The following is a 24,373-nucleotide window of genomic DNA, read 5'->3' as shown; positions in this document are numbered from 1 at the left end:
GCGGAGCATTACTCGCCCCGCTTTAAACCATATTTTTCTATCTTGCTATACAGGTGACTACGCTGTATGTCTATATCATCAGCAGTTTTTGATACGTTCCAGTTATTCTTTTCCAGCTTGAACTTGATATACTCGCGTTCAGCGTGGTCTTTGTACTCCTGGAAGTTTTTAAACTGGTTAAAGTCTGTTTGTGGTGCCGGAGCTGCTGTGCCTGGGCTTGCCGCTACAGCAGTGGCAGGGGCAGATGGGTTAGCAAACAAACGCACATCATCTTCGGTGATCACTTTATCGCTTAATATGATCAATCGCTCTATCATATTACGCAACTCGCGGATATTGCCCGTCCATGGCAAGGCTTTCAGAGCTTCCATAGCACCTTCAGACACACGCTTAACCGGCATGCCATACTCGCTGCATATCTCCTCCAAAAAGCTTTGCGTAAGCAGCGGGATATCATCTTTACGCTCGGTAAGCGATGGTACATGTATCAATATAACGCTAAGGCGGTGGTAAAGGTCCATACGGAAGTTGCCGTCTTCAATCTCCTTTAGCAGGTCCTTGTTGGTTGCAGCAACTACGCGTACGTCTACATCTATCTCTTTTTCGCCGCCTACACGCGTTATTTTGCTTTCCTGAAGAGCGCGCAATACCTTAGCCTGCGCTGATTGGCTCATGTCGCCTATCTCATCCAGGAACAAGGTGCCACCACTGGCCGATTCAAACTTACCTATGCGCTGTTTTACGGCCGAGGTAAATGAGCCTTTCTCATGCCCGAATAACTCGCTCTCTATCAGTTCGGATGGTATGGCGGCGCAGTTAACTTCTATGATCGGTCCATTGGCGCGGTTTGATTTCTCGTGCAGCCAGCGGGCAACCAGCTCTTTACCGCTGCCGTTAGCGCCGGTTATCAATACGCGGGCATCGGTAGGGGCAACGCGGTCAATGGTTTCTTTGATCTTGCTAATGCCTTGCGACTCACCCAGAATAGGTCTGACCTTTGACACCTTGCGCTTCAGCACCTTGGTTTCAACCATCAGGCTGCCGCGGTCTAAAGCGTTACGAACTGTAATCAGTAAGCGGTTCAGGTCAGGCGGTTTGGAAATGAAGTCGAATGCCCCTTTCTTGCTGGCTTCAACGGCGGTTTCCACCGTGCCGTGGCCTGATATCATGATGAATGGCAGATCGGGTTTTAAAATGAGGCCCTCGGTAAGCACCTCCATGCCGTCCATCCGGTTCATTTTAATATCGCAGAGCACAAGGTCATAATTGTTTTTGCTTATCATGGATAAGCCATCGATGCCGTTGTCAACATCCTCTACTTCATAGTCTTCGTATTCAAGTATTTCGCGCAGTGTATTGCGGATGGCCCGCTCGTCATCAATAATTAAAATCTTAGCCATTTGTTGTTCAAGTAGTTGTTTGTGCTCTGTTTAGCGTTTGTACAGTAAAGTAAACACTTTTTAGGTAACGATGTTTGCCGTATTTCAAATTTTGTTACAATCGGTTCATCGTCTCACTACGTGCGTGAAACGATGTGAGACGATATTTTTCATAAACGTTTTATTTTCAGTAATTTAATGAAAAATAGTGAAACGAAAATGAAACGGGTGAAACGATGTCTTTTAAATTTTCGGCCGCTTATTGAATTGTGATAGATAGTTGTAAATGTCATTCCAAGTTTCTGATATTCAGCTGGTGACACACTTGTGTCACCACCTCGCTCAATTTATGTATGTACCTTGCATAAATTTCTTATCACCATGAATTATTCCCGAACAACTTTTGAGCGCCCGCTCGAAATTGAGCTCATCCGCTCCATGAATCATCGTATACTAACAAAAAAGGAGGAGAAAACTTTAGACCGGTTATTAGAACCGCCGCCCGACAGTAAAGACGCGTTCATCATCCGCAAGGCTGCCGAATGGGTTAACGAGGGCCGCCAGCAACAACAGGATACCCTGTTTGGCGACTTTTGGTACCGCCATGAGCTGTGCATATTGTTTGCCGACACCAACGTAGGCAAATCTATCCTGGCGGTGCAGATAGGCGATAGCCTGAGCAAAGGCCAGCCCATGCCCGAGTTTGGCGGCAGCAGCACCCCCGAAAAGGTGTTGTATTTTGATTTCGAGCTGAGCGCGCAGCAGTTTGGCAAGCGCTACAGCAGTAACACCTATGGCATTTATCCTTTTGATGATAATTTTTACCGCGTGGTGCTTAACCCTTATTCAACCAGCGCTAAAAAGTTTGCTACTTATGCCGACTACATCAACAACGCCATTGAGAACGCCATAATCAGTACCGGTGCACGTAACCTCATTATTGATAACATTACCTGTTTGCGTACCGGTACCGAAGCCGCGGCGGCTGCGGTTAGCCTAATGCGCAACCTGCAAAATATTAAAACGCAATACGCTCTGTCTATACTGGTGCTGGCGCATACTCCCAAGCGCAACCCCGCCAAGCCGGTAACCCGTAATGATCTGCAGGGCAGTAAAATGCTCATTAACTTTGCCGATAGCGCCTTTGCCATTGGCGAGAGCCAAACCACCTCCGGACTGCGTTATTTAAAGCAGATCAAACAGCGCAGCGGTCAGGAAATTTACGGTGCCGGCAATGTTTGCCTTTGCCGTATTGTTAAACCTTATAACTTTTTAAAATTTGAATTTGAAGCAAACGCGGCCGAGGCACTGCACCTGACGCCCTACACGGAACAGCAGCGCCGCCATACCGAAAACCACATAGCCCAACTGCACGCCCGCGGTATGAGCCTGGGCCAGATTGCCGCCGAAACCAATATGCCAAAGGCAACGGTTTTCAGGATTGTGAAAAGGGTGAGTGAAGTGGAGGGGTAGAAGTAACTTAATAACCCGTGTCATCTCGAAGAAGCGGCGGGTTTGGCAGTGCAGTAGCGCGACTGAGAGATCTTTTCAAAGCGAGAGGCAGTCTGCGATGCATAGTCCGAAAAGATTTCTCCTCACTCAACACACAGGCCTTTGCCCGTCCGTTCGTTCGAAATGACAGGGTGGATAACATTTTAATTGTATATATCATCTTGAAGAAGCGGCGGGTTGGGCAGTGCAGTAGCGCGACTGAGAGATCCTTTCAAAGCGAAAGTCCGCTATGCATAGTTGGAAAAGACAGGTTGGGTGTTGAGTTTTTGTTGTCATCGTGAAGAAACGAAGCGGCGGGGAGCAAGGCGTGACTGAAAGATCTTGTAGAAGCGATAAGTAGGCCGCTATGTATGCCGGTAAGGCTATTTTAAAAATAAACCCCTATATTGTACCAACAAACCAAACTATGCGATACCTAACCTTAATACTGCTTTTTGCATCACTCAACTGCCTGGCTCAAAGCCATAAAGCCCAAATTGATGCCTTCCGCGAGAAATATAAGAATGATTTTTTAACCGAGAAAAACTCACCTTTAAAAAAGGAGGACCTGCAATACCTGCGTTTTTATGATGCCGATAGTACTTACCGTGTAAACGCCAAAGTTGAATTAGTTAGCAATGCGGCAACGTTTATGATGCCTACGTTTATTGGCGCCGCGCAGGAATATCTGCCTTACGCCCGATTGAAATTTACATTGAACGGCACCTCTCAAACTTTAACGGTATACCGCAGCACATCACTAATGAACGTAGCCGAATACAAAGATTACCTGTTTTTACCATTTACAGATGCTACCAACGGGAGCGACACTTATGGAGGAGGCCGGTATATTGATATAAGGGAGGGCGAAATTAAAAACGGTGCGCTTGCGCTCGATTTTAACAAGGCTTACAACCCTTACTGCGCTTTTTCGCCGCTGTACTCCTGCCCAAAACCACCGGCTGAAAACCAATTAGCCGTGGCGGTTAGAGCGGGGGAGAAGTTGTTTGGGAAGGGGCATTGATTGGTGGGTAATAATAATAACTAAGGAGGAACCAACAACGGGAGAAAGGTTCGCTATTCAAATTTAAGTTCCTGTTGACTTATATCTTTATCTAACTTTAAATACTTAATAAATCTGTTTATCGTTCTGGAATCATTTCTTTGATGTCTTTTTGATTCTTTGAGAGCTTTAGCCACATCTTTTCTACTCCAATTTATCCCCAATAATACACCTAAACAAAGACATACATTATTTTCAAATTCATTTCTTGGAGAGTACAGTCGTTCGTTAACGATTTCTTTTATTCTCGGGTAGGATTTCAAGTAGTCAATTTTAGAATTTGGCATTATTAAATAATTTAATGCCCATGCTGTTTTTCTACTTACGCTTTTATATGTACTCTCAATCCAAATCGGCAAAATTGCATCAAATAATTCTTGGCAAAATTCGTCTGGGATTAATTTAGCGTCTCCTAACCATGCGATGGTCCAACAACATGAGAAAATGTAATGATTATCATTAGTTTTTAAAAAGTTAATCAAGGTAGCTTTGAGGGTAATGTCTAGATGAAAATCTGTTTGTGTTGAAGGACGGTGGTCGGTTGCAATTTCCCATGCAAATCCCATGAGTCCTAAAACAGCAGTGCAGTTGGCGACCTTTTCTTGCTCTATTAAAAGGCTATTCAATTGAATAGACAATTTACTAACTTCACCAGTAAAGTCAGACATGAAAATTTCTGACAGAAGTGAGCCTAAAGGAGAGACAAATTGATCATCATATTCACCAAAGAAGCTAGATGTAACTTTTCTTCTAAATGCTGGTCCAAATTTGGAGTTCAATATAGTTTCGTTAAGACCAGCACCGATAGTGTAATTGTTTTTGGCGTACCATTCAATTGCACTATCCAATAGTTCTGGGCCAATTTGTATTTCATTCGCAATACAGCTTCCAAGCAAAGTAGCAACTAATCTATCAGTGTTAGTAGTGTCTTCTTTTAACGCAATTTTCTTTGATTCGTTTATAAGAAGCTCCACTAAGTTTTTTGCGTCCCTTTCCAACAACACTGCTGTAATTGGAATTACTTCCTTCCAATTTTCATTAGAAAGATTAGGCGCTATAATTTCGATTTTATTTTTAAAAGAATATTCAGAGGGTAAAAAACTCTTAACAATTGCTTTTGCTGTAAGATACTCTTGAAAACTAAGGTGTAGGAATTCATAAATTTGAAGTAATTGTCCAACATCATTTCGTTTGTGGCCAGATAGTATAAGTAAGCTGCTTCTAGATTCTACACGTTTTATAAAATCCGTTGGACTAATTTTAGTGTAACCTAAAATTTCTGGCATTTGCCTTCTGCATTCGATTAAGCAATCTTTCAATTCTCCCTCCGTTATTGTCTGCTTGCCATTTTTCGTCATCCAGAATGCAACGAAGGACAATTGAGGCTCTGCTTCTTCAATATCGAGTTGATCATGGCCTTCAACATTCCATGTTACTAATAAGAGTTTAATCATTTCTTGGTATAACACCGTCCTTTTAGTAGGTAAATAACCAGCCCATCTTTTTACAAATAACAATGTGGTTAACAAAAGAGGATTTTCCGCAAGAACCTTAATTCTATTATCTTTAATTATAAGATTAGATATCTTAATCGCTTCTTTAATGGTGTTTTCTGAATCATCAATTATTGCTTTATGCCATTTGAGAGTTAAAGCTTCTATCTCAGGTTCATTTAAGTTCGAAACTTTAAATTGTTCACAATAAGTTTCTAATGTTCCTGCAACTGCCCTGAAACCAGCCTCTCTTGATGTAACGATTATATTTAACTTTGGATAGGTTGCAATAAAGGTTCTCAATTGATTAACGAAGGTCACTCTATTTCTATCTTCAGCTATTTCATCTAAACCATCAATGAGTAAGAGTGCATTTCCTTTTTGTAGTACATCGGATATTATTTTTGAAAATTGATTTTTACATTCACTTATTTCAGCTCTGACTGGAATTCCGTTGATAATATCGGTTATGCTGTGTGTTACTTTTTCACCTAATTCCCTGCATCTAATAAAAATAGGAAACCAATCGTTGTCTGGTAAAGAATCGTTTATGAAGACACGTCTATCAGGAAATGCGTATGCAATGGCAATGCGTTTTATAAGAGTTGACTTTCCTCCACCAGGTTTCGCTAAAATTGCTAATCTGCTACTTATACTAAGAATATTACCGATTGAGATTCTACCAGAAGATGGTGTATTTTCATCATGGTTATGAACTTGAGAAAAATGTAATGGTACAAAAATACTTTCTAGTTGAACTCTTACTGCACCAGCTTCTTTGTCAGTAGGTAGTCCCTCAAATTGTATTTCGCCACATTCATTCTCAAGATATTTGAAATATTTCTTAGTTGTTTCTTGTTTAGATGGGGTAATTTGTGAAGAGTCGCTATCGCCAGGTATTAATATTAAATCTCTAAGTAGACTGTTGGTTTTTGCATCTATGGATATTAGTTCTGATGCAAGTTCAGATATTAATGGCTTCCCATCGGCGTGTACGAATGCGAAATGTGAAGTTTTTTGACCTTGCGAATTAGAAAAGTACAGGACCCATACCCATCCCTTGTCATACCCGAATAAATCTATATAATTAGCTAATAATAAAGTTTCATTATTATGCGAAACAGCTGATACTGCTTTCTCTATTGAGACAATTATTCTTCCAGCAATTAATTCTTCTATTATTTTTTCTGGCTTTATTAGTAATACCCTATTGTCACTGATTTCTTTCTCTTGCTCAATTGCAGTCTCTTTAAATCCAGATAGAGACACGAAGTATCCTGAAACAGTGAACGTTTTTACATGTTTGTCCCTTTTAAACCTTCTTTTTTCCGCGTCAAGAACTCCTATAAATTTATTTATATCATCACCACCAATTTTGTCTTTGTGCGCTTTACATTCAGCAATGGCAATTTTTTTTTCTACACGATGAAATGTTTGTAAATCAATTTCACGTCCTGACTTATGAATATTCAATCTAGGTTCGTCGTATCCTAAGGAGTGAAATAAGTCGTTCATAAGACGTCCGAATAGATCTCCTTTTTTGTTGTTGTCCTTTTCTAAGATTTCTATATTTCTGAAATTGATCATGTTGTGTAGCGTTAGGTAAACAATGTTAATAAAAGCATTCCTATTAATCAGTAAATTTTTAACATAAACATTTTAAGCCCTTAAAATAGCTTTTCCTTATTCTTAAATATGATTCAACACTACTTCTCCAAATCTCCAAACATAACCCCACCGCACCTGTTATATCATCAACCAAAACTTACATTATTATGGAAGGTATACACGAAAGATTTTTAGCAACAGTAGGCAACAGGGAGTTTGAGGTAGTGCCCAATATTGGCCATTACGCCATACTGGAAAACGACGTTACCGTGGCCGAGATCAGCATTGATGATGATGGCAAGGCGCATATTAACAGCGCTGCATTAGCTGATGAGGAATGTAACCAACTGCTGCAAAAAATTCAGGATCATATCAATACCGGCTTAACTTCCTGAATTGGCTTAACATCAATACCAGCCAAACAATTAAGCGGAAAATGATATTTAGTGTTTAAACAAAACACTAAACACCATGAGAAAACATTTTATAACTGCTATGGGCTTTTGCCTGGTTGTAGCTATGGCAGCCTGCGATTCGGCGGGTAAAAAAACCGAAGAAGTTGATGCACGTGCCGATTCGGCAAACATGTCTGATACAGCTATGGCTACCATGCCCGCTGATACTGCCATGTATAATGCTGCAAGCGCATCTATAAGCGGCACCAAGGCGGATACCGTTGTAACCGGTATGGCTAAATTTACCCGCAAAGGCAACAAAACAGAATTGCAGCTTACCCTTGAAGTACCTAAAAAAGCTAATTCAACCGTTGCCGTTCACTTCCACGAGCATGGCGATTGCAGCGATGAGGGCAAAGGTGCTCACGGCCACTGGAACCCAACCAATGAAGAACACGGTAAATGGGGTTCGGGAAAATACCACTCAGGTGATATTGGCAACATTAAACTGGATAAAGATGGCAAAGCTACCTTTACCGTTGAAACCGACCGCTGGACAATTGGTGGTCCTGAAAAAACCAACATCCTTAATCGTGGCATTATTGTTCACTCGGGTGTTGATGATTATAAATCTCAACCGGCAGGTAATTCGGGCAGCAGGATAGGTTGCGGTGTAATTCAAAAAATGTAATTAAATCCTCATAAAAAACAAAAAAGACCTTCGGTTAAACGGCCGAAGGTCTTTTTTTATTAAGGCTTTATTTATGTTAGTTCAATAATGCTGCGTTTGCACCTAAGTTAACAAAAGCATGGGTGCGTGCAGCTTTAGGTTGCGCTAAAGTTTTAACACGGCTTGCATATGATTCCAATTGATCTTTGTTAACAGTTGAGGTTGCGCTGCGGGCCAGGCTATAGTTCTCCACCATTCCGTACAAATCAGCGCGGGCATCACCGTTAACAGTTATGCCGGCTGCAATGGCATCCAGTTTTAAAACCGCAACCGCTTTATCATTCAGATCAACCAATAATGATTTTGCTGAAAGCGCGTCACCGTAGGTTTTAACAAAGGCTTCGTCGTTTGCTGTTATGGAGTGCAGGTCGCTAACGGTTACCAATACCATAAGTTTGTCGTTGCCGTATGATGCAATGCGCAACACACCGTCTTCGTTTTGTACCACCGCGTTCTCGCCGTAGTAATCGCTGTATACTTTAACCGCGTCGTTATCGCCGTTCATAATGTATACGTCAACATTTCCACTGGCCTCAATGGCATCTATTTTACCAACTTGTTTTAATTCTGTTGAGGTAACGGCAGCGCCGTTGTCGTCTGTTTTTACACCTGCAAAAGTTAGGGTGCTTGTGCTTAATAATAATGCTACAGTTGCGATGATTGTTGTGAATTTAGTTTTCATGAGTTTTATTTTTTAATGTTTTAAATACTTGTTATTAAATTAAATACACCTCTATGACAACCTGAAATACAAAAGGTTAAGTGGGAGATAGTGTATGGTAGACAAGTACCGCGGTTGTGTAGATGAAGCAGCTAAATGTGTAGGCAAGGTTTTAACAGGAGTAGGTGGAAGAGGATGATAACCGGTAGAATTTTATAATTATCGCAACATTTAATTGCAGCGGACTGTTCAAACTAGTATGACCAGACAAAAAAGCCCTGATGTTTTTTTATACTTCGCCATCATCCTTTGTATTCCGCTGGTGATACTGTTATGGGGCGATCTTTCTAAGGCCACAGATGTTTTTATCGTGAATAGAAACAACTATGCTTTTACCAAAGTTGCCCTTATTGAGAACGTTAATAAGAAATATGGTGACAGGGCTACTTACAGGTTTGCTTATCAAAATAAAATAATAGAAGGTGAGGACAGGGCGTTATTGTTTTTTTCGCCGGGTGATATGGTTACCGTATATTTTAATAAAAAAACTCCACGACAAAATGGGATTAGCCTGCAGTTGATTAGCCTTACCATTGGCAGGTTTTTGTTTTTCGGGGTTTTAATAGCTTACATTATATACAAGATACGTAAACATGAAAAATTTGATAGTTAGCTTGTTATTGGTATTAAGTTTTTTAGGGCTGAAGGCGCAGCAACCAAAAGCTTATGATATTGTTCGATACACCGCTAAGTACGCTAAACAAACCCTCAAACTGGATTATGCTGATGGTTACCCGGCTGCCAGTAAGATGAGTTTGATGCAGGCCGGTACAAAAACTGAGGTTTTAGAATCAGACGGTTTGATCTTTACATCGAAAAGAACAAAGGCAAGAATTGTAGTGCCTGAGATAGATACAGATGCGCCAAAGTTTATTACAGCCAGCTATGAATTAAACGGAAAGATTATAAAACTGGTGTTTAATCGTCGGAAAAAAAACAATTGATTCACATGGATAGACCAAGTTAAAAAGTAAGCATCTGTTTACGCAGATGCTTACTTTTGATAGGCTATTATTTGTATTCAATTACAAAATCTTCGATAGGGTTACGAACTTTTTTCATGGGTGCAAGCCAGTCGTTTTCATCACGATAGCCTAAGTATAACAAAGTCACACTTTTCAGACCTAACGACTCCAGTTCAAGTAATTCATCAACCAGGGCATTGTTGAATCCTTCTGCAGGAGTACTGTCTATTCTAAGTTCGGCAGCTTGTGCAAGGGCCAAAGCAAACCCAATGTATGATTGACGTGCTGTGTGTACAAAGTTTTCCTCGGCAGTTTCGTTCAAATAAATATTTTTGATCTTATCTGTATAGCTGGCAAATCTGCCTTGGGGCAAACCTCTTTCCTCTGTGATCCGATCGTAAATACTGTCAATCCGTTCGGCTGTATAACGGTCCCAGGCGGCAAATACCAGCACGTGCGAACAATCAACCATTACCTCCGGGTTAAGCGAACTCGGCGCGAGTTTTTCTTTGATCTGCTGATTAGACACAACCAGCACCCTGAACTGTTGCAGTCCCGAAGAAGTAGGGGCCAACCTTGCGGCTTCAACAATTTTATTAACGTCCTCCTGGCTTACTTTTTTAGTTGGATCGTATTTTTTAGTGGCGTATCTCCACTTCAAGTTTTCTATTAAAGACATTTTGTAAATTTTTAATAACAGCGGCTTATAACTACGCTATTGGATTTTTAATTATTAGTAACATTCAATTTTACCTCTACGTTGCCACGTGTGGCGTTAGAATATGGGCATACCTGATGAGCTTTGTCAACTAATTCAATAGCCTTACTTAGTTCAACTTCTTTAATATTAACGTTTAACTCCACCGCCAGGCCAAAGCCTCCGGCATCATTTTGACCGATGCTTACTTTTGCGTTGACTGTAGTACCTCCGGCAGAGACGTTCTCTTGCCTCATCACCAAATTCAGTGCGCTATCAAAACAGGCGGCATACCCTGCCGCAAATAACTGTTCGGGATTAGTGTAATCGTCATTAGCGCCGCCAAGTGCTTTGGGTACCCTAACATCAAGGTTTAACACGCCATTATCACTTTTTACATGGCCATTGCGGCCACCTGTAGCGGTTACATCCGTGGTATATAATATTTTCATTTTTCTGATTTAAATTATTTTAAACGGTTGATCATTTTCTCAGCTACCCCCTCAGACGATGCCGGATTTTGTCCGGTGATCAATAAACCATCTTCTACTAGGTGCACACCCCAGTCAGCCACTTTGCTATAGTTTCCACCCAGATCTTTAAGTTGATCTTCAACTAAGAAAGGAACAACATCTGTTAATTTTACTGCCGCCTCTTCGGTGTTTGAAAACCCGGTAACGTTTTTTCCTTTAACAAAAGGCTCACCATTTTCAAACTTTACGTTTTTAAATACGCCGGGCGCGTGGCACACAGCACCCACTAATTTGCCACTGTTATAAAAGTCAAGAATCAACTGTGCCGATTTTTGATCATTAGCAAGGTCCCACAGTGGGCCATGTCCACCCGGATAAAAAATGGCATCATAATCTGATTCGTTTATTTCACTGAGCTTGTGTGTGTGGGCAATAACGCTTTGTGCATTGGCATCACTGTAATAACGTTTGGTCGCATCGGTTTGCGCGGAAGGCGCCTCACTGTTGGGATCAATTGGTGCCTTACCTCCCTTAGGGGTAGCAACAACCACTTCATAACCGGCATCTGTAAATTTATAATATGGTGCTGCAAACTCCTCCACCCAAAAACCTGTTTTGTGGCCTGTATTGCCTAATTCATCGTGTGAGGTAACTACAAATAGAATTTTCATGGTTAGATTTTGTTAATGATATAATTAATGATGTTTCTTTTTGAGCGCGTTGGTACTCCAAAGTGCCCATAGTATAAGTAATGGCTGGAAAAAGAGTCTTATAAATCTTGCGTTATCGGTATTGAGCCCAAAGGCATCAACTTTATTTACATATTGTGATATGTTACCCGGGAAGATCAATACGAAGAAAACTGCAGCGGCTATGCCCACCCATTTTCTATATTGTATTACAAAAATGAGCGCCAGGCCCAAACTGATCTCCACTATTCCTGATAAAATAACTGTCAGGTCTGGATCAATAGGAAGCCACTTCGGAACTTGGGCTAAAAACTCATGCCGGTTAAACGTTACATGGCTTACACCGGCAAATGTTAGAAAGGCACCCAGCACTATGCGTGCAATGTTTTGTAGTCTGGAGGTATGCATTATCTACTTAATACTTTATTTAAAAGCGCTTTTAACTGTAATAATTCGTCAACAGACACCTTTGTACAATTGAGCAATTCCATCGGGATGTGCTTCGCCCTTTCTTTAAGTTGGATGCCTAAACCTGTTAGTGAGATCATTACTATACGCTCGTCTTGCTTGCTTCGCGATCTGTTTACCAATTTTTTTTGTTCCAGCCTTTTCAACAATGGTGTAAGCGTTCCTGTATCTAAATACAACCTCTCACATAATTGATTTACGGTTTGCTCTTTATGCTCCCATAACACCATTAAAACCAAATACTGCGGATAAGTGATGTCAAGTTTTGCCAGCAATGGCCTGTATAAATTGGTCAAGCTTCTGGAAAACGCATATATGGGGAAACAAACCTGATTTTCGAGCTTAAGTAAATCTTCCATACGTTGCATAACGTTAACTAAATTAAAATATTTTGCACAATATAATTTTGTGCAATATTATGAATGATGGTTACATTTGTTGTCATGCTAAAAACATTAAAAACCATTGAGCACATTGTATAAAGCACTTCGAAACAAAAACGCCGCAGTACTATTGCGGCGTTTTATTAGAATGCAAGTTTGGGGCTTAACGAGCTGATTGATTATTATTGAATCATTTGATACAATTAAAATAAGTATTAATTTACTCTATACTCTTCCTTTTTTCTGGTGAATAATTGCAGATCCAAATCATGTTCCCGGCACATCTTGGTGGCATCGTAAGCTACCTGACGGTAAAATTCCGGTGAATCATTTTTCAATCCTTCATCATTGAGTATGGTTGCGAAGGATTTTAGCTTTGAATATTTGTAACCCCATTTTTTTGCAATTCCAACAATGTTCTTGATCTCGTTTATAACCAGCAGTTGATTTTGAGTGTTTAGTAATACTTTAATGCGTAGGTTATGATATAATATCTTCATAAATGGCGTGAATATCTCCTGCTTATCAGCATAATGACATGTGAAAGAATTGTATATATCATTCACAGCTTTCTGGTCGCCAATTTCAAAAAGTGCTGCGGCTTTATTTACCTGTATAAAGTAAGCGTATTGGGTAGTGCAATTTGCCGGCGCTTCACTTCTGTAATGCTTGTTTAAAAAGTTGATAAAGCGTAATACTTTTTTAGGGTTAGCACATAAAAACAGCGTATGCACCCCAAGTAAATAAAGCAGATCATTTGATGCCGTTTGATGCAAGTTTGCATCCTTATCCGGATGACTGAAGTAAAGCTGCGTTAACTCGCGCAAAGCATCCTTTTTTATGAAATTATATTTTAAACAGTGATAGTAACTGTCAAGACATAGTAACGGATTTACGGGTAAACAGCTAATTTCATCGGGTGGGAACTGGCTTAACTTGTTAATAATTCTATGTACCTCATCTAAATTAAGTTCAATCAAGGCAATTATTCCTAATGCTGAAAGAATAATAATACGCCTCCTGCCTGAAAGCTCAAACTTTAATAACATGTTGAGCGTTTTTTTATAGCTTGGATTAATAAGTTCTAAGCCAAAAAAATACTCAAATATTCTGTTGCTTAGCGGCTGTTTAAAGTATTTCATTAATATGCCGCCCTGGTTGCCCGAGTTGTAATCACGCTCAAGCAGCTCTCCTATAAAGACAATGAGGTTGGTTTTTTCGTTAGGATTTAATACGGCTTCGGTTATATATTCAAGTGTATCTAAACCATCAGTCTGGGCAGAAAGTATTATGCACCATTTTAAAACGTTAACTTTTCTTGTGCTACCTTTAAACAGCTCATTAATAGTAGTAATTAATTTTTTATCAAAACAGTCGTCATTTTTAAATAAAAGCGATTGGGCAATACTGTATTCAAGATAGTTTTGATTGCCAAATGTTAAATAAGAATTGTAATGAAAGTTACTGCTCTCATTAAATTCACGCAGAAAGCCTACACTCGTTAAATCATTATAAGCGTGTGGATATTGTTTTAATAAATGATCAACTTTAAGTTTTCTGATATTCTGCTCGTTTCCGCTCAGATCAACATAATCAACTAAAGCATTTATAAGCACTATTTTTTCTGACGAATGCGGGCCTAAGTAAACTTTATTAAGCACATAGGTAGCAATCAATTCGTATAAAGAGGTATGGTCTGCTGAACTTAACGAAAAATCAGTTTTGTGTATTTTATAGTATTCCTGGAGATACAGAGGATGGTTAAATAATTGAGCTATATCAATATCCACGCACCCGGTTACGTCAGGGTTTATCTTTTTGCACAAATCGTTTATCTCACGTAAACTAAATAGTGGCACATTAATAAAATTCTCTCCCGAATTAATGCCCGTATACCAGATATCCGGATTAAATGCCAATTGGTGTTTGTTATTAACCCATGTTGACGTACGGGTTGTTAGGATTAGCTTAAACCAACTGTGTGATTGATAAAATGAAAAAACGTCAACAAGTTGGTTAAGTATTATTCTGAACTGTTCACTTCTGAACATAAATTCGTCAAGACCGTCAACTATTAAAAAAAACTTTCCGTTTTTTCGTTGTTCAACATCCAGCAAAGTAGTTATGTTATTTTCAGTATTGTTATAGCCCAATAATGACAAAAGCCAATGGCTAACACTTCCACCCGTGTGCACGGTACTCATTAATGCATTGCCACTAAACATTAATATTATATCGTTGCTGTCGTTTGCCTCATCTTGCATCATTTTTTCATCAATCCAATGGCACATGGCAATGGTTTTACCATAGCCGGCAGGGGCGGTTATAACAGTACCTGCGCAACCAGATGCTATAAATTCTTGTAAATGATAATCAATAAAATCCCTCTTGATGGTTTTATTATAAGGGATACCAGACTTGTTTTTTAGCGTTTGTAGCGTATAACCTGTAATTGTAGCTGCTTTTTGACGCAATTGCAACCAGCCTAAGTTGTTTTTAGAGCTGCCGGTTTTTGTTTCGGCTATTTTTCGTTGATAAAAGTCTTTCCAGTCTACATAGTCGCAAAATTGCGCCATAGTGTTTATAGTAAACAACGATGGCTTAAATTTGCTGTATGCAAATCCATAAATACGCTTCAAAGTGGTTTCGCTCACATATTGACGCGTTTTCTTGTTAATGAGGGTAGAAATGAACTTGCAATCTGCAGGCATAGGATTTGCTATACCAGCAGCAAGCAGCACACAGGTTTTTAATTCTTCCAGGTGATTTGGTAAAATAGGTGTCATAGTGGTTATAGCAACTTCTCGTAATGGTTTTCATAATTAGGTTAATAGGGGCAAAAACAATACAGGGAACGACAATAACAAGGTTACTGCGGCATAACTACAAAAACATACGGTAATTTACATAGCAGGGATTGCAAAACCTAAAGGAATGAATGAAATGAATAAATTAATTTAAAGTGAACAAATTATAATATTTTGATAAACAATGAATAAACTGTTCATAAACTCTAAGTAAATAATCTTTGTAATTAGTGGTGTTTACCAATTAACAACACCACTATGAAAATTTTTACCAACCTTACCGTTTTTTTTGCCGCGGTATGCCTTTTGCTGTTTTCGGCCTTAGGTGTTCAAGCCCAGCGTAATTACGCAACCACCAATAGGGTGGGGGCAAGCGGACTACTTTGTGTAAATTGTATTGTTACTAACCGGGCCAACGCTTCCGATGGCAACCCGCAAACGTTTTCTGTATTGAACGTTGCAGTTGGCATTGCCGCAAGCACCTATGAGGAACTTATTTTTCCTGCTGCGGGGAAAGTGCCGGCAAATACACCGGTGTCTATTAAGTTAGGAAGCGGTGATAATTTGCTTGATGTGACCGCATTAGGAGGCATTTTTATCCAGGCTTACAATGGCAATACGCCGGTAGCCCCCGGGGTAGGAGCAGCCACACTGGTAACCGCCGCCAGTAACAATAATCAGGTTTTAGTGACGTTTACGCCTACGCAAACTTATGATAGGATAAGAATAACACTAAACGGTGGTTTGATAGGAGCGCTAAGCAGTATCTACCTTTACGAAGCCTTTTACAATACACCCGGCGTTGTTCCATGTAATACAGCAATTGATGAATTGCACGGTATTTCGGCAGGATTGCTTAACCTGGGTGTTGATGTTGGCGGGGTTGCTAACCCTACTAATGCAATTGATGGCGATATTAATACCTATTCAACGCTTAATGCATCGGTTGGTGCGGTTGGCGCAACTGTACAGCAAACAGCTTTGTTTCAGTCGCTTTCTACTCCGGGCGATTCGGTAAGACTTACCTTATCTATTCCACAAGCACTCATAGATGCCGGGGTATTGACAAGATTAGCTGTTAACACTTATAACGGCAACTCAAACAATGGCGACTCAAGAACTTTAAACTCGGCACTACTGAACGTTCGATTGCTTGATCTGGTTAACCAACGCCGGAGGGTAACCGTTACCTACGCCCCTTCAAACGTATTTGACAGAGTGCAACTTACTTTAGGTGGAGGCATTGCTAATGTGCTTAGTTCGGTGAATCTGCACGAGGTACAAAGGGTTTTGCCTCGCCCCGTTATCAAAAACAACAATGCGGTAGTAGCTAACTTGCAAATATGTGGTAATAGCGCTGTTACGCTAACAGCTACAGCTATGCCCAACACCGTGTTTAACTGGTACACTTCTGAAACAGGAGGTACGCCTATTTTTACAGGTGCAACTTTTACCACGCCTGTCTTAACCACCACAACAACGTATTATGTTGCAGCAAGCCGAGCCGGTTGTACAGATGAATCTGAACGTACGCGTGTTATTATTACAGTAAACGCTATACCCGCTAACCCAACGCTAACATCAGCAAACACTACTATTTGCGCAGGCGATGTAGCCGTACTTTCTGTTGCTGCACCGGTAGCAGGAGTCACCTACAGATGGTATGATGCTCAAACTGGCGGTACTTTGGTACATACCGGTAATAGTTTTACAACAGCTGCTTTAAATACCGGAAGGAGTTACTTTGTTGAAGCAATAAACGCAGGCGGATGTAGCAGTGCCGCGCGCGCTGAAGCTGTAATAACTGTTCAACCTCGCCCTGCCGCGCCAACGCTAACTGCAAATAATCAAACAATTAACGCGGGGCAAACTGCCACTATAAGTGCAACCTCTGCAACTGCAGGCGCAACTTTTAACTGGTACACCACGGCTAACGCAACCACGCCATTTTTTACGGGCAATAGTTATACCACGCCCGCTCTTTTTGCTTCGCAAACTTATTACGTAAGTGCGGTTAATGCTAATGGGTGCCAGTCATCAACCCGCGCGTCTATTACTATTACGGTAAATATTGATACCAACACGCCTTGTACGTTTGCCAATCAGCAAACTGTAAATATAAATGGAGCATGCATTGCATGTACAGTTACCAACACCGCCTTAGTTGCTGATGCAGATACTACTACAGCTTCAACCATATCAGTAGGTGTTGGCCTTGCAGGTGCTTATGCAGAGCAAATATTAAAATACCAACAACCTGGCTTCGCAGGCGATATGATCAAATTAGTTCTGCAAAGCCCTGTTGGACTGACTGACGTGGCATTGTTAGGTCAGATCAGAGTAACAATTTATAACGGCTCAACAGTTGTGCGTACAGTTACCTTGAATGACAATTTAGTAACCCTGAGGTTGCTGGGTGGAGGTAACAGGTATGCTGTATTTATACCCGCACCCGCAGGTTACGATGGGGTAGGTGTACGCCTAAGTTCGGGCGTTGCCACCTTACTTACATCGGTTCAATTATTCTACAGCTCTCAGCAATATCCTGCCATTACATTTGCCGATGCAAGTCCGGAAATATGTACCGGCGGAACAGCGCAACTATCTATTACATCGCCGGCATCGGCAACAGGTACATTCAATTGGTATGCCGGCCCTAACGGTGGTGCACCTCTTTATAGCGGTAGCACAATAACCACTAATCCAATTAACGCTAATACTACTTTATATGTTGAATATAGCAGAAACGGATGCGTAAGTCCAACACGTGTGCCTATAACGATAGTGGTAAATCCGGTGCCGTTAAAGCCTGTTGTACAACCTTCAAGCGCCACAATTTATAGTGGTCAAACAGTTACTTTCAAAGCAACCGCAGTTGGCAACACCACTATCAATTGGTATACCACGCCAACAAATGGCATACCTGTATTTACAGGAACAACCTTTACAACACCTGCGCTATCAGCCAATGCTGTTTATTATGCTGAAGCCAGTAACGGAACCTGTACATCTGTTGACAGAACACAAGTTAATGTTACCGTGTTAACGCTCGTTATTCCGGACGTTGCAGTAACACCTCCAACTCAAAACATCATTACCGGCCAAACCGCCACCATGACGGCATCGTCAACAACGCCGGGAACTACTTTTAACTGGTATACCACGCCAACAAACGGTACACCAATTTTTACCGGTCCAACTTTTACAACGCCTGCGTTATCGGCTAACGCAACTTATTATGCAGAAGCAGTTGTAACAGCAAGCGGTGCAGTTTCGGCAACGCGTGCGAGTGGTCAGGTTATAGTAAATGCGGCTACGATACCTAATGTTGCGGTAACGCCGCCAACCCAGGCAGTTAATCCAAGTCAAACTGCTACTTTCACTGCTTCATCTACAACTCCTGGTACGTCGTTTAACTGGTACACAACGCCAACCAATGGTTCGCCTATATTTACAGGTGCGGTATTTACTACGCCACCGGTATTCAGCAATTCCACTTATTATGCTGAGGCAATAGTTGATGCTACGGGCATAAAATCGGCAAGCAGGGCAAGCGGTACAGTAACGCTCAATATAATTACGCCAAATGTTACAGTTACACCGCCAACTCAAAATATAAATTCAGGCCAAACTGCAACACTTACTGCATCTTCAACAACACCGGGCGCATCCTTCAACTGGTATACAACGCCAACTAACGGAACGCCAATATTTACAGGACCGGTATTTACTTCGCCTGCGTTGTATGCAAATGCCACCTATTATGCCGAAGCCGTAGTTGATGCTACAGGTGTAACATCAACTAATCGCGCAAGCGGTGTGGTTACTGTTACAGAGGTGCCACCAGGCACCCCTGTTATAGCTACCACAGGTACTAACATTTGCTCGGGAACAGCTACCACTTTAACCGTCAGTAATCCTAACCCTGATCTGACGGTGCGCTGGTATGCCGAAGCCGGATTAACTACACTTTTAGCAACAGGTAACACTTTTACCACAACAACTATAAATAACAACACAACTTATTACGCGCAAGCTACAGATCCGGGCGGTAATAAATCAGCGGTAGCCAGCGTAACTGTTACCGTAATACCTCGCCCTGCAGCACCGGTAGTAACTGTTGCTTCTACAACAACCTCAAGCATCACCTTCCAGTGGGCGGCGGTAAGCGGAGCAACAGGTTATGAAGTAAGCACTAATAATGGCGCTGCATTTTCAAGCGCAGGTGCAGGTACAACTTATACCATAACTGGCTTGCAGCCTAACCAAAGCGCTGGCATTATTGTAAGAGCTACCGGTACGTGTCAAACCGGTGCTAACTCTGTTGGTGTAACCGGCACATCATCTAATCCGTTGGGTAACGGCCTTTTTGTACCTAACGCTTTTACACCTAATGGCGATGGTAATAATGACATAGTTTATGTATATGGAACTGCAGTAAAAGGCATCAATTTTTGGGTATACAATCAGTGGGGTGAACTGCTTTATCGCACCAATGTGCTAAACACAGGTTGGGATGGAACTTATAAAGGTAGAATTCAGCCTGTGGGTGTGTATGTATACTATGTAGAAGCCACTATGAATGATGGCCAATTAATTAAACAAAAAGGAACTATAACTCTACTACGATGAAAAAGGAAATAATAATTCTGATACTATTATTGCTGGTACTATATATCAAATCGCAGGCACAAATTGACCCGCATTTCTCGCAATATTATGCCTATCCTTTATGGTTAAACCCTGCGCTCACAGGGGTTATCAATGGTGATGCACGTATCAATGCCAACTATAAAAATCAATATCCGCAATTAAACAATGCGTACAAAACCACAGCACTATCAGCAGATATGCGAACCAATAGTAATATTTCACTTGGTTTAAATGTTCTGAACCAGGCAGCCGGTGACGCAGGGTTTAATTACTTTTCTGCTTACGGCACATTCGGGTACGCTATTACCGTATCTAATGATGGAAATAAACGTGTAAGTTTTGGTTTGCAGGCAGGGGTAATCAATCGCAGTTTTGATCCAAGTAAGGCACAGTTTGGTAACCAGTTTAATCCTATTGGCGGGTTTGACCCGTCAATGCCTTCAAACGAAAGGTTTTTAAGCACTAATTCAACGGTGTTTGATGCAGGGGCCGGCGTTTTTTACTACGACGGCAATCCGTTAAGCAATGCAAATTTATTCGGAGGGGTCAGCGTTGGGCATTTATCCCGCCCGCGTGACCCTTTTGCTACCGATGGCGATAATTCCAAATTGCCAGTTAGATACACCGCTCATGCCGGGGTACGTATCAAGGCGAGCGATTACTTTGACGTTATACCACATGCTATCTACATAAGGCAGCAACACGCGCAGGAAAAAGCAGTAGGAGCTTACTCTGAATTTAAGATGCAAGGCGATAAAGGTATAATGTTTGGTGGGATGTACAGGTTCAATGATGCAGCCATTGCAAGCGTTGGCTATCACCTGAGTAGCCTGCTTATTGGAGCAAGTTATGATTTTAACACCTCATCGCTTAATAGAGCTACCGCATCTCGCGGGGGTTTTGAACTTTCAATAAGCTATCTTTTCAGAAAACGCATTACCGATCCTGAACCAATTTGCCCACGACTTTAATTGTTAATTATGAAAAAGATATTTTTTACAATAACAATATTGTTTGCTTTAGCGGCTAAAGCCCAGGTAAATACTTCGCCAAAAGTTTTGGGCGACAAAGCATTTAAAAACAAAGATTATTATGAGGCTGCCTTTTATTATAAAAAGGCAGCCATGGGTATGAACTTGATCAAAGAGCAGCAAATGCCCTATCAGGGTGCTAGCAAGCAGGCTAAGAAAACCGGTAGCGCAACCGATCAGGCCTATATTAGCTTTATGCTGGCAGAGTCATACCGGTTGTACCAAAACTACCTGGAGGCCGAGCCGTGGTATTTCAAGGTGTTAAGCGAAAACTTTGAATCGCAGTACCCATTGGCCCGCCTGTGGTATGGTGTATGTCTGCGCGCCAACCAGCGTTTCGATGAATCTGAAAAACAGCTGCAACAGTTTGTATCATCTTACAAAGGCGATGCTAAGAACCTTGACATAGCGAAAAAAGAAATAGCAACCTGTAGGTTCGCCAGAGAACAATATCAATATCCGGTTTTAGTAGATGTTAACACCATGAAAGGAAGCTTAAGTTCTGATGGCTCTGACTATGCTTTGATAAAACGGGAAGACAATTATTTTTTTACTTCCTCCAGAAAAGTGAAGGAGGAGAAAACCGCACTTAATCGCATCTACCAAACAAAAATTAGTGATAGCAAGCCGCAGGCAATTGTTTTTGAAGATAAAGAAGCCGGGAAAAACGAAGTAGAATATGGCGCTCCTTCTTTTGAATCTACCGGTAAGCGGTTATATATTACCCGTTGGTTCAAATCAGGGAGTCAAACCTCATATGGCATTTATAAAAGCGAGTGGCAAAACGGTAAATGGGGAGAGCTAACTAAGCTCAATAGTAATGTAAACGCGCAGGGTTTTACTTCTATACAGCCTTTCGTATCTGGTGATGGTAAACAATTATATTTTGTGTCTGATAAGCCCGGAGGGCAGGGTGGAAAAGATATCTGGATTGCTGATCTGAACAGCAGTGGGGAGCCCGTCAATTCAAGAAACGCCGGGAATATAGTCAATTCAGAATTTGATGAGGAAGCCCCGTACTTTGACGCTACAGAGAACAAGCTTGTTTATAGCTCTAAAGGCTTTTTAGGTTTAGGCGGATATGACCTCTTTGAGAGTTATAACAGTAATGGTAAATGGACGGTGCCGCAAAACATGGGCTATCCTGTTAATTCTGCAAAGGATGACATGTATTACTACCCTGATAACTCAGATAAAAATAAATTTTACCTGAGTTCGGATAGGTTGTCAGATTGCTGTCTGGAGATTTTTGAAGCCTTTGACAAAAGACATTATTTAGTTGGAAAGGTGCTTGACTGCGTTGATCAAAAACCGTTATCGGGGGCATCTGTGAGCTTAAAAGATTCGCTTGCCGGTACTATCCTTAAAAAAATAACGCTTCCGCAAAACGGAAGGTACCAGTTTAATATAACCACCAAGCGGCCATACAATGTCGTAGTAGAAAAAGCGGGATACTTTACTAAAGTTGTGCCTGTGCCAACTACTGGCCGAATGCTGAAAGACACTTTGTTTAATGCTGATATATGTTTGCAACCGTTTGAAGTGAATAAGCCCATAGTAATAAACAACGTGTTGTACGATTATGATAAAGCTACGTTGAGACCCGAGTCAAAAACAGTGTTGGATGGAGTTGTTAAAATTTTAAAGGATAATCCAAAGATCAAGATTGAATTAGCCGCGCATACTGATTCAATAGGTAGCGACATTTATAATAACAAACTTTCCGAGGCACGGGCGCAGTCATGCGTTGATTATGTGATAAGTCGCGGCATAAGCAGAGACAGGATATTTGCCCGTGGTTATGGTAAAACTAAGCCAATTGCACCCAATTCTTTACCTAACGGAAAGGATAATCCGGAAGGCCGGCAACTTAACCGCCGTACAGAGTTTACGGTATTGAAAACTGAATGAGTTTATTAAGCTGTAATAAAACTCATTGTAAATGGTAAACAATTTTAAAATGTGATAAACGTATTTGATCATAGCAAGCACATGGCGGAACTTTGAATAGATGTATGACCAAATACAAAACCCCTCACACGTGCGTTTGAGGGGTTTTTAGTGGAGCCGGAGGGATTTTCACTTTCTGCGATTCTGGCGTTTTAAGCGCGTTTTTTGCGTGTTTTTCAAAATACTGCCACTAAATTGCCACAAACAATCCCTGTATCTTAAAAGCTTCCTGCGGAAGCATCTTAACTTAAAGAACGTTGCAATCCAATTGTTTACTATTACAAATATAAATATTAAAAATTAGCAAGCCCATTTATTCAAGTTAAGTTAATTTGTCATTTTTTGTGCTAGACTATAATTGATTTTGATTGGTAGTAGAAAACTTACTATAAACGACTTAAAATACTTGAGATAACTTTTTGGCCTTCAATATTTTCTCAATAGCTGTATATCTAGGAGCTTGTGGAGCAAGCCCTTTTTTGTCCTTGTCAAGCGGTATCGGATTAATTGTTTTGGCTTTGTCTTTAAAATACAAGATATACTTATTTGTGTCTTTCCATTTTTCGATAGATGCGACTTCTGCATAATGCGTTATAGCTGAAACAGGTGCTACTTGATAGGCGGCAATGTATTTTATCTTATCCAGCATAGATGCATTGATACGTATGGAGTACCAGCAATTGTTATTAAGAAATTCTTGTTCAAATCCTTCTTCACGAGCCGCAACCACTACTGTATTTAATTCCTCCGGTTTTAGACTTGTTTTTGGTGATTCAGCCAATTCCCTTATTTCCGCATTAAATGGAGTAAATTTGTGTATGGTCACATTCTCATGCTTGAAGGTTTGGAACTCGATAATGTCTGTGTCCATAGTTAATTGACTAAGCACATTTTCCAATTCTGGAGTACTTTGGTCAATGACCACAATAGCGGCCACTGGCTTTTCAAAAATGATACTTTCCAAAAAATCATCAATGTTGCGGTAACCTGCTTTTGTAAGGCTATTTTCGGTCATTGAGAGGCTTTGGGGATCTGCAATTATGTGTTCAAGTAAGAAGGCTTTTATTTTTCGTCCACTGGCTTTATAAGAAATAGCGAATTTGAGTAGCTGTGAACCTATATGCTTGTAGGGATCATGACTTGAAAGCTCATTTTCTATAATGTATAAACGAGGTTCGGCCTCAAAGGAAAAATCAATTAGGTAGCCATCCGGGATAGTGATGATGCTTTCTCCAATTCTTTTCTTAATGTCAATATAAATACTATTACTGCCGAAAATATGGCTGGCTTGCTGAACAATCACTTGTTCAAATTCCTGCTCCTTAACATATTCATAATAGCTGTAGGTCTTATTTCCTTGGATTAATCTTTCCATAT

The 24,373-nt window shown here is 40.8% G+C and carries 19 protein-coding genes; 9 read left to right on the top strand and 10 right to left on the bottom strand.

Annotated elements, in window-relative coordinates; translation table 11 throughout:
• Positions 1 to 8: 8 nt before the first annotated feature.
• Positions 9 to 1,400 carry a sigma-54-dependent transcriptional regulator gene (locus CLV57_RS11605; RefSeq protein ID WP_100341578.1) on the bottom strand — a complete coding sequence of 464 codons (1,392 nt, stop codon included), beginning with the start codon at positions 1,398 to 1,400 and terminating at the stop codon, positions 9 to 11.
• A gap of 360 nt (positions 1,401 to 1,760) precedes the next feature.
• On the opposite strand from CLV57_RS11605, the gene CLV57_RS11600 reads away from it, so the two are divergent.
• Complete coding sequence (locus CLV57_RS11600) at positions 1,761 to 2,852, top strand: AAA family ATPase (protein ID WP_100341577.1); 1,092 nt, start codon at positions 1,761 to 1,763, stop codon at positions 2,850 to 2,852.
• A 445-nt stretch (positions 2,853 to 3,297) separates the two neighbouring features.
• A complete protein-coding gene (locus CLV57_RS11595; protein WP_100342816.1) occupies positions 3,298 to 3,894 on the top strand; it encodes a DUF1684 domain-containing protein in 597 nt (198 codons plus the stop codon).
• A 53-nt stretch (positions 3,895 to 3,947) separates the two neighbouring features.
• Here CLV57_RS11595 and CLV57_RS11590 read toward each other — a convergent pair whose 3' ends face one another.
• Positions 3,948 to 7,013 (bottom strand): NACHT domain-containing protein, encoded by a 3,066-nt coding sequence (locus CLV57_RS11590; RefSeq protein WP_100341576.1) that lies wholly within the window; start codon positions 7,011 to 7,013, stop codon positions 3,948 to 3,950.
• A 188-nt stretch (positions 7,014 to 7,201) separates the two neighbouring features.
• Here CLV57_RS11590 and CLV57_RS11585 point away from each other — a divergent pair, with 188 nt between their 5' ends.
• The gene (locus tag CLV57_RS11585; protein ID WP_100341575.1) at positions 7,202 to 7,429 is read left to right on the top strand and encodes a hypothetical protein; all 228 of its coding nucleotides are present in this window, start codon (positions 7,202 to 7,204) and stop codon (positions 7,427 to 7,429) included.
• Between the two features lie 76 nt (positions 7,430 to 7,505).
• A complete protein-coding gene (locus CLV57_RS11580) occupies positions 7,506 to 8,120 on the top strand; it encodes a superoxide dismutase family protein (RefSeq protein ID WP_245857008.1) in 615 nt (204 codons plus the stop codon).
• A gap of 76 nt (positions 8,121 to 8,196) precedes the next feature.
• Here CLV57_RS11580 and CLV57_RS11575 read toward each other — a convergent pair whose 3' ends face one another.
• The gene (locus CLV57_RS11575) at positions 8,197 to 8,841 is read right to left on the bottom strand and encodes a GIN domain-containing protein (protein ID WP_100341574.1); all 645 of its coding nucleotides are present in this window, start codon (positions 8,839 to 8,841) and stop codon (positions 8,197 to 8,199) included.
• A gap of 238 nt (positions 8,842 to 9,079) precedes the next feature.
• On the opposite strand from CLV57_RS11575, the gene CLV57_RS11570 reads away from it, so the two are divergent.
• A complete protein-coding gene (locus tag CLV57_RS11570; RefSeq protein ID WP_100341573.1) occupies positions 9,080 to 9,493 on the top strand; it encodes a hypothetical protein in 414 nt (137 codons plus the stop codon).
• On the top strand, positions 9,474 to 9,824 hold the full coding sequence (locus tag CLV57_RS11565) for a hypothetical protein (protein WP_100341572.1): 351 nt from the start codon (positions 9,474 to 9,476) through the stop codon (positions 9,822 to 9,824). Before CLV57_RS11570 ends, CLV57_RS11565 begins: the two co-directional genes overlap by 20 nt.
• Positions 9,825 to 9,891: 67 nt before the next feature.
• Here the strand turns inward: CLV57_RS11565 and CLV57_RS11560 are convergent, their stop codons facing one another.
• From CLV57_RS11560 to CLV57_RS11535, 6 genes are all read right to left on the bottom strand, one after another.
• Positions 9,892 to 10,524 carry a nitroreductase family protein gene (locus tag CLV57_RS11560; RefSeq protein ID WP_100341571.1) on the bottom strand — a complete coding sequence of 211 codons (633 nt, stop codon included), beginning with the start codon at positions 10,522 to 10,524 and terminating at the stop codon, positions 9,892 to 9,894.
• Positions 10,525 to 10,571: 47 nt separating this feature from the next.
• Positions 10,572 to 10,994, bottom strand: a complete 423-nt coding sequence (locus tag CLV57_RS11555; RefSeq protein WP_100341570.1) for an organic hydroperoxide resistance protein — start codon at positions 10,992 to 10,994, stop codon at positions 10,572 to 10,574.
• 14 nt (positions 10,995 to 11,008) lie between these two features.
• Entirely contained in the window at positions 11,009 to 11,686 is a 678-nt protein-coding gene (locus CLV57_RS11550; RefSeq protein ID WP_100341569.1) for a type 1 glutamine amidotransferase domain-containing protein, read from the bottom strand.
• A gap of 24 nt (positions 11,687 to 11,710) precedes the next feature.
• Entirely contained in the window at positions 11,711 to 12,112 is a 402-nt protein-coding gene (locus CLV57_RS11545) for a DoxX family protein (RefSeq protein WP_100341568.1), read from the bottom strand.
• A complete protein-coding gene (locus CLV57_RS11540; RefSeq protein WP_100342814.1) occupies positions 12,112 to 12,531 on the bottom strand; it encodes a MarR family winged helix-turn-helix transcriptional regulator in 420 nt (139 codons plus the stop codon). Before CLV57_RS11540 ends, CLV57_RS11545 begins: the two co-directional genes overlap by 1 nt.
• Positions 12,532 to 12,770: 239 nt before the next feature.
• Entirely contained in the window at positions 12,771 to 15,341 is a 2,571-nt protein-coding gene (locus CLV57_RS11535) for an NACHT domain-containing protein (protein ID WP_100341567.1), read from the bottom strand.
• Positions 15,342 to 15,620: 279 nt separating this feature from the next.
• Between CLV57_RS11535 and CLV57_RS11530 the strand changes: the two genes are divergently transcribed.
• From CLV57_RS11530 to CLV57_RS11520, 3 genes are read left to right on the top strand one after another with little or no spacing between them, the layout of a single operon-like run.
• The gene (locus CLV57_RS11530; protein WP_100341566.1) at positions 15,621 to 19,994 is read left to right on the top strand and encodes a gliding motility-associated C-terminal domain-containing protein; all 4,374 of its coding nucleotides are present in this window, start codon (positions 15,621 to 15,623) and stop codon (positions 19,992 to 19,994) included.
• A complete protein-coding gene (locus CLV57_RS11525) occupies positions 19,991 to 20,986 on the top strand; it encodes a PorP/SprF family type IX secretion system membrane protein (RefSeq protein WP_100341565.1) in 996 nt (331 codons plus the stop codon). Before CLV57_RS11530 ends, CLV57_RS11525 begins: the two co-directional genes overlap by 4 nt.
• A gap of 9 nt (positions 20,987 to 20,995) precedes the next feature.
• Positions 20,996 to 22,957, top strand: a complete 1,962-nt coding sequence (locus tag CLV57_RS11520) for an OmpA family protein (protein WP_100341564.1) — start codon at positions 20,996 to 20,998, stop codon at positions 22,955 to 22,957.
• Between the two features lie 436 nt (positions 22,958 to 23,393).
• Here the strand turns inward: CLV57_RS11520 and CLV57_RS11515 are convergent, their stop codons facing one another.
• On the bottom strand, positions 23,394 to 24,371 hold the full coding sequence (locus CLV57_RS11515) for a hypothetical protein (protein ID WP_100341563.1): 978 nt from the start codon (positions 24,369 to 24,371) through the stop codon (positions 23,394 to 23,396).
• Between the last annotated feature and the right edge of the window lie 2 nt (positions 24,372 to 24,373).

It is taken from the genome of Mucilaginibacter auburnensis (assembly GCF_002797815.1).
GTDB classification, from domain to species: Bacteria; Bacteroidota; Bacteroidia; order Sphingobacteriales; family Sphingobacteriaceae; genus Mucilaginibacter; species Mucilaginibacter auburnensis.
The sequence above is the reverse complement of the archived record's forward strand: the minus strand, read 5'-3'. Positions and strand labels throughout refer to the sequence as shown.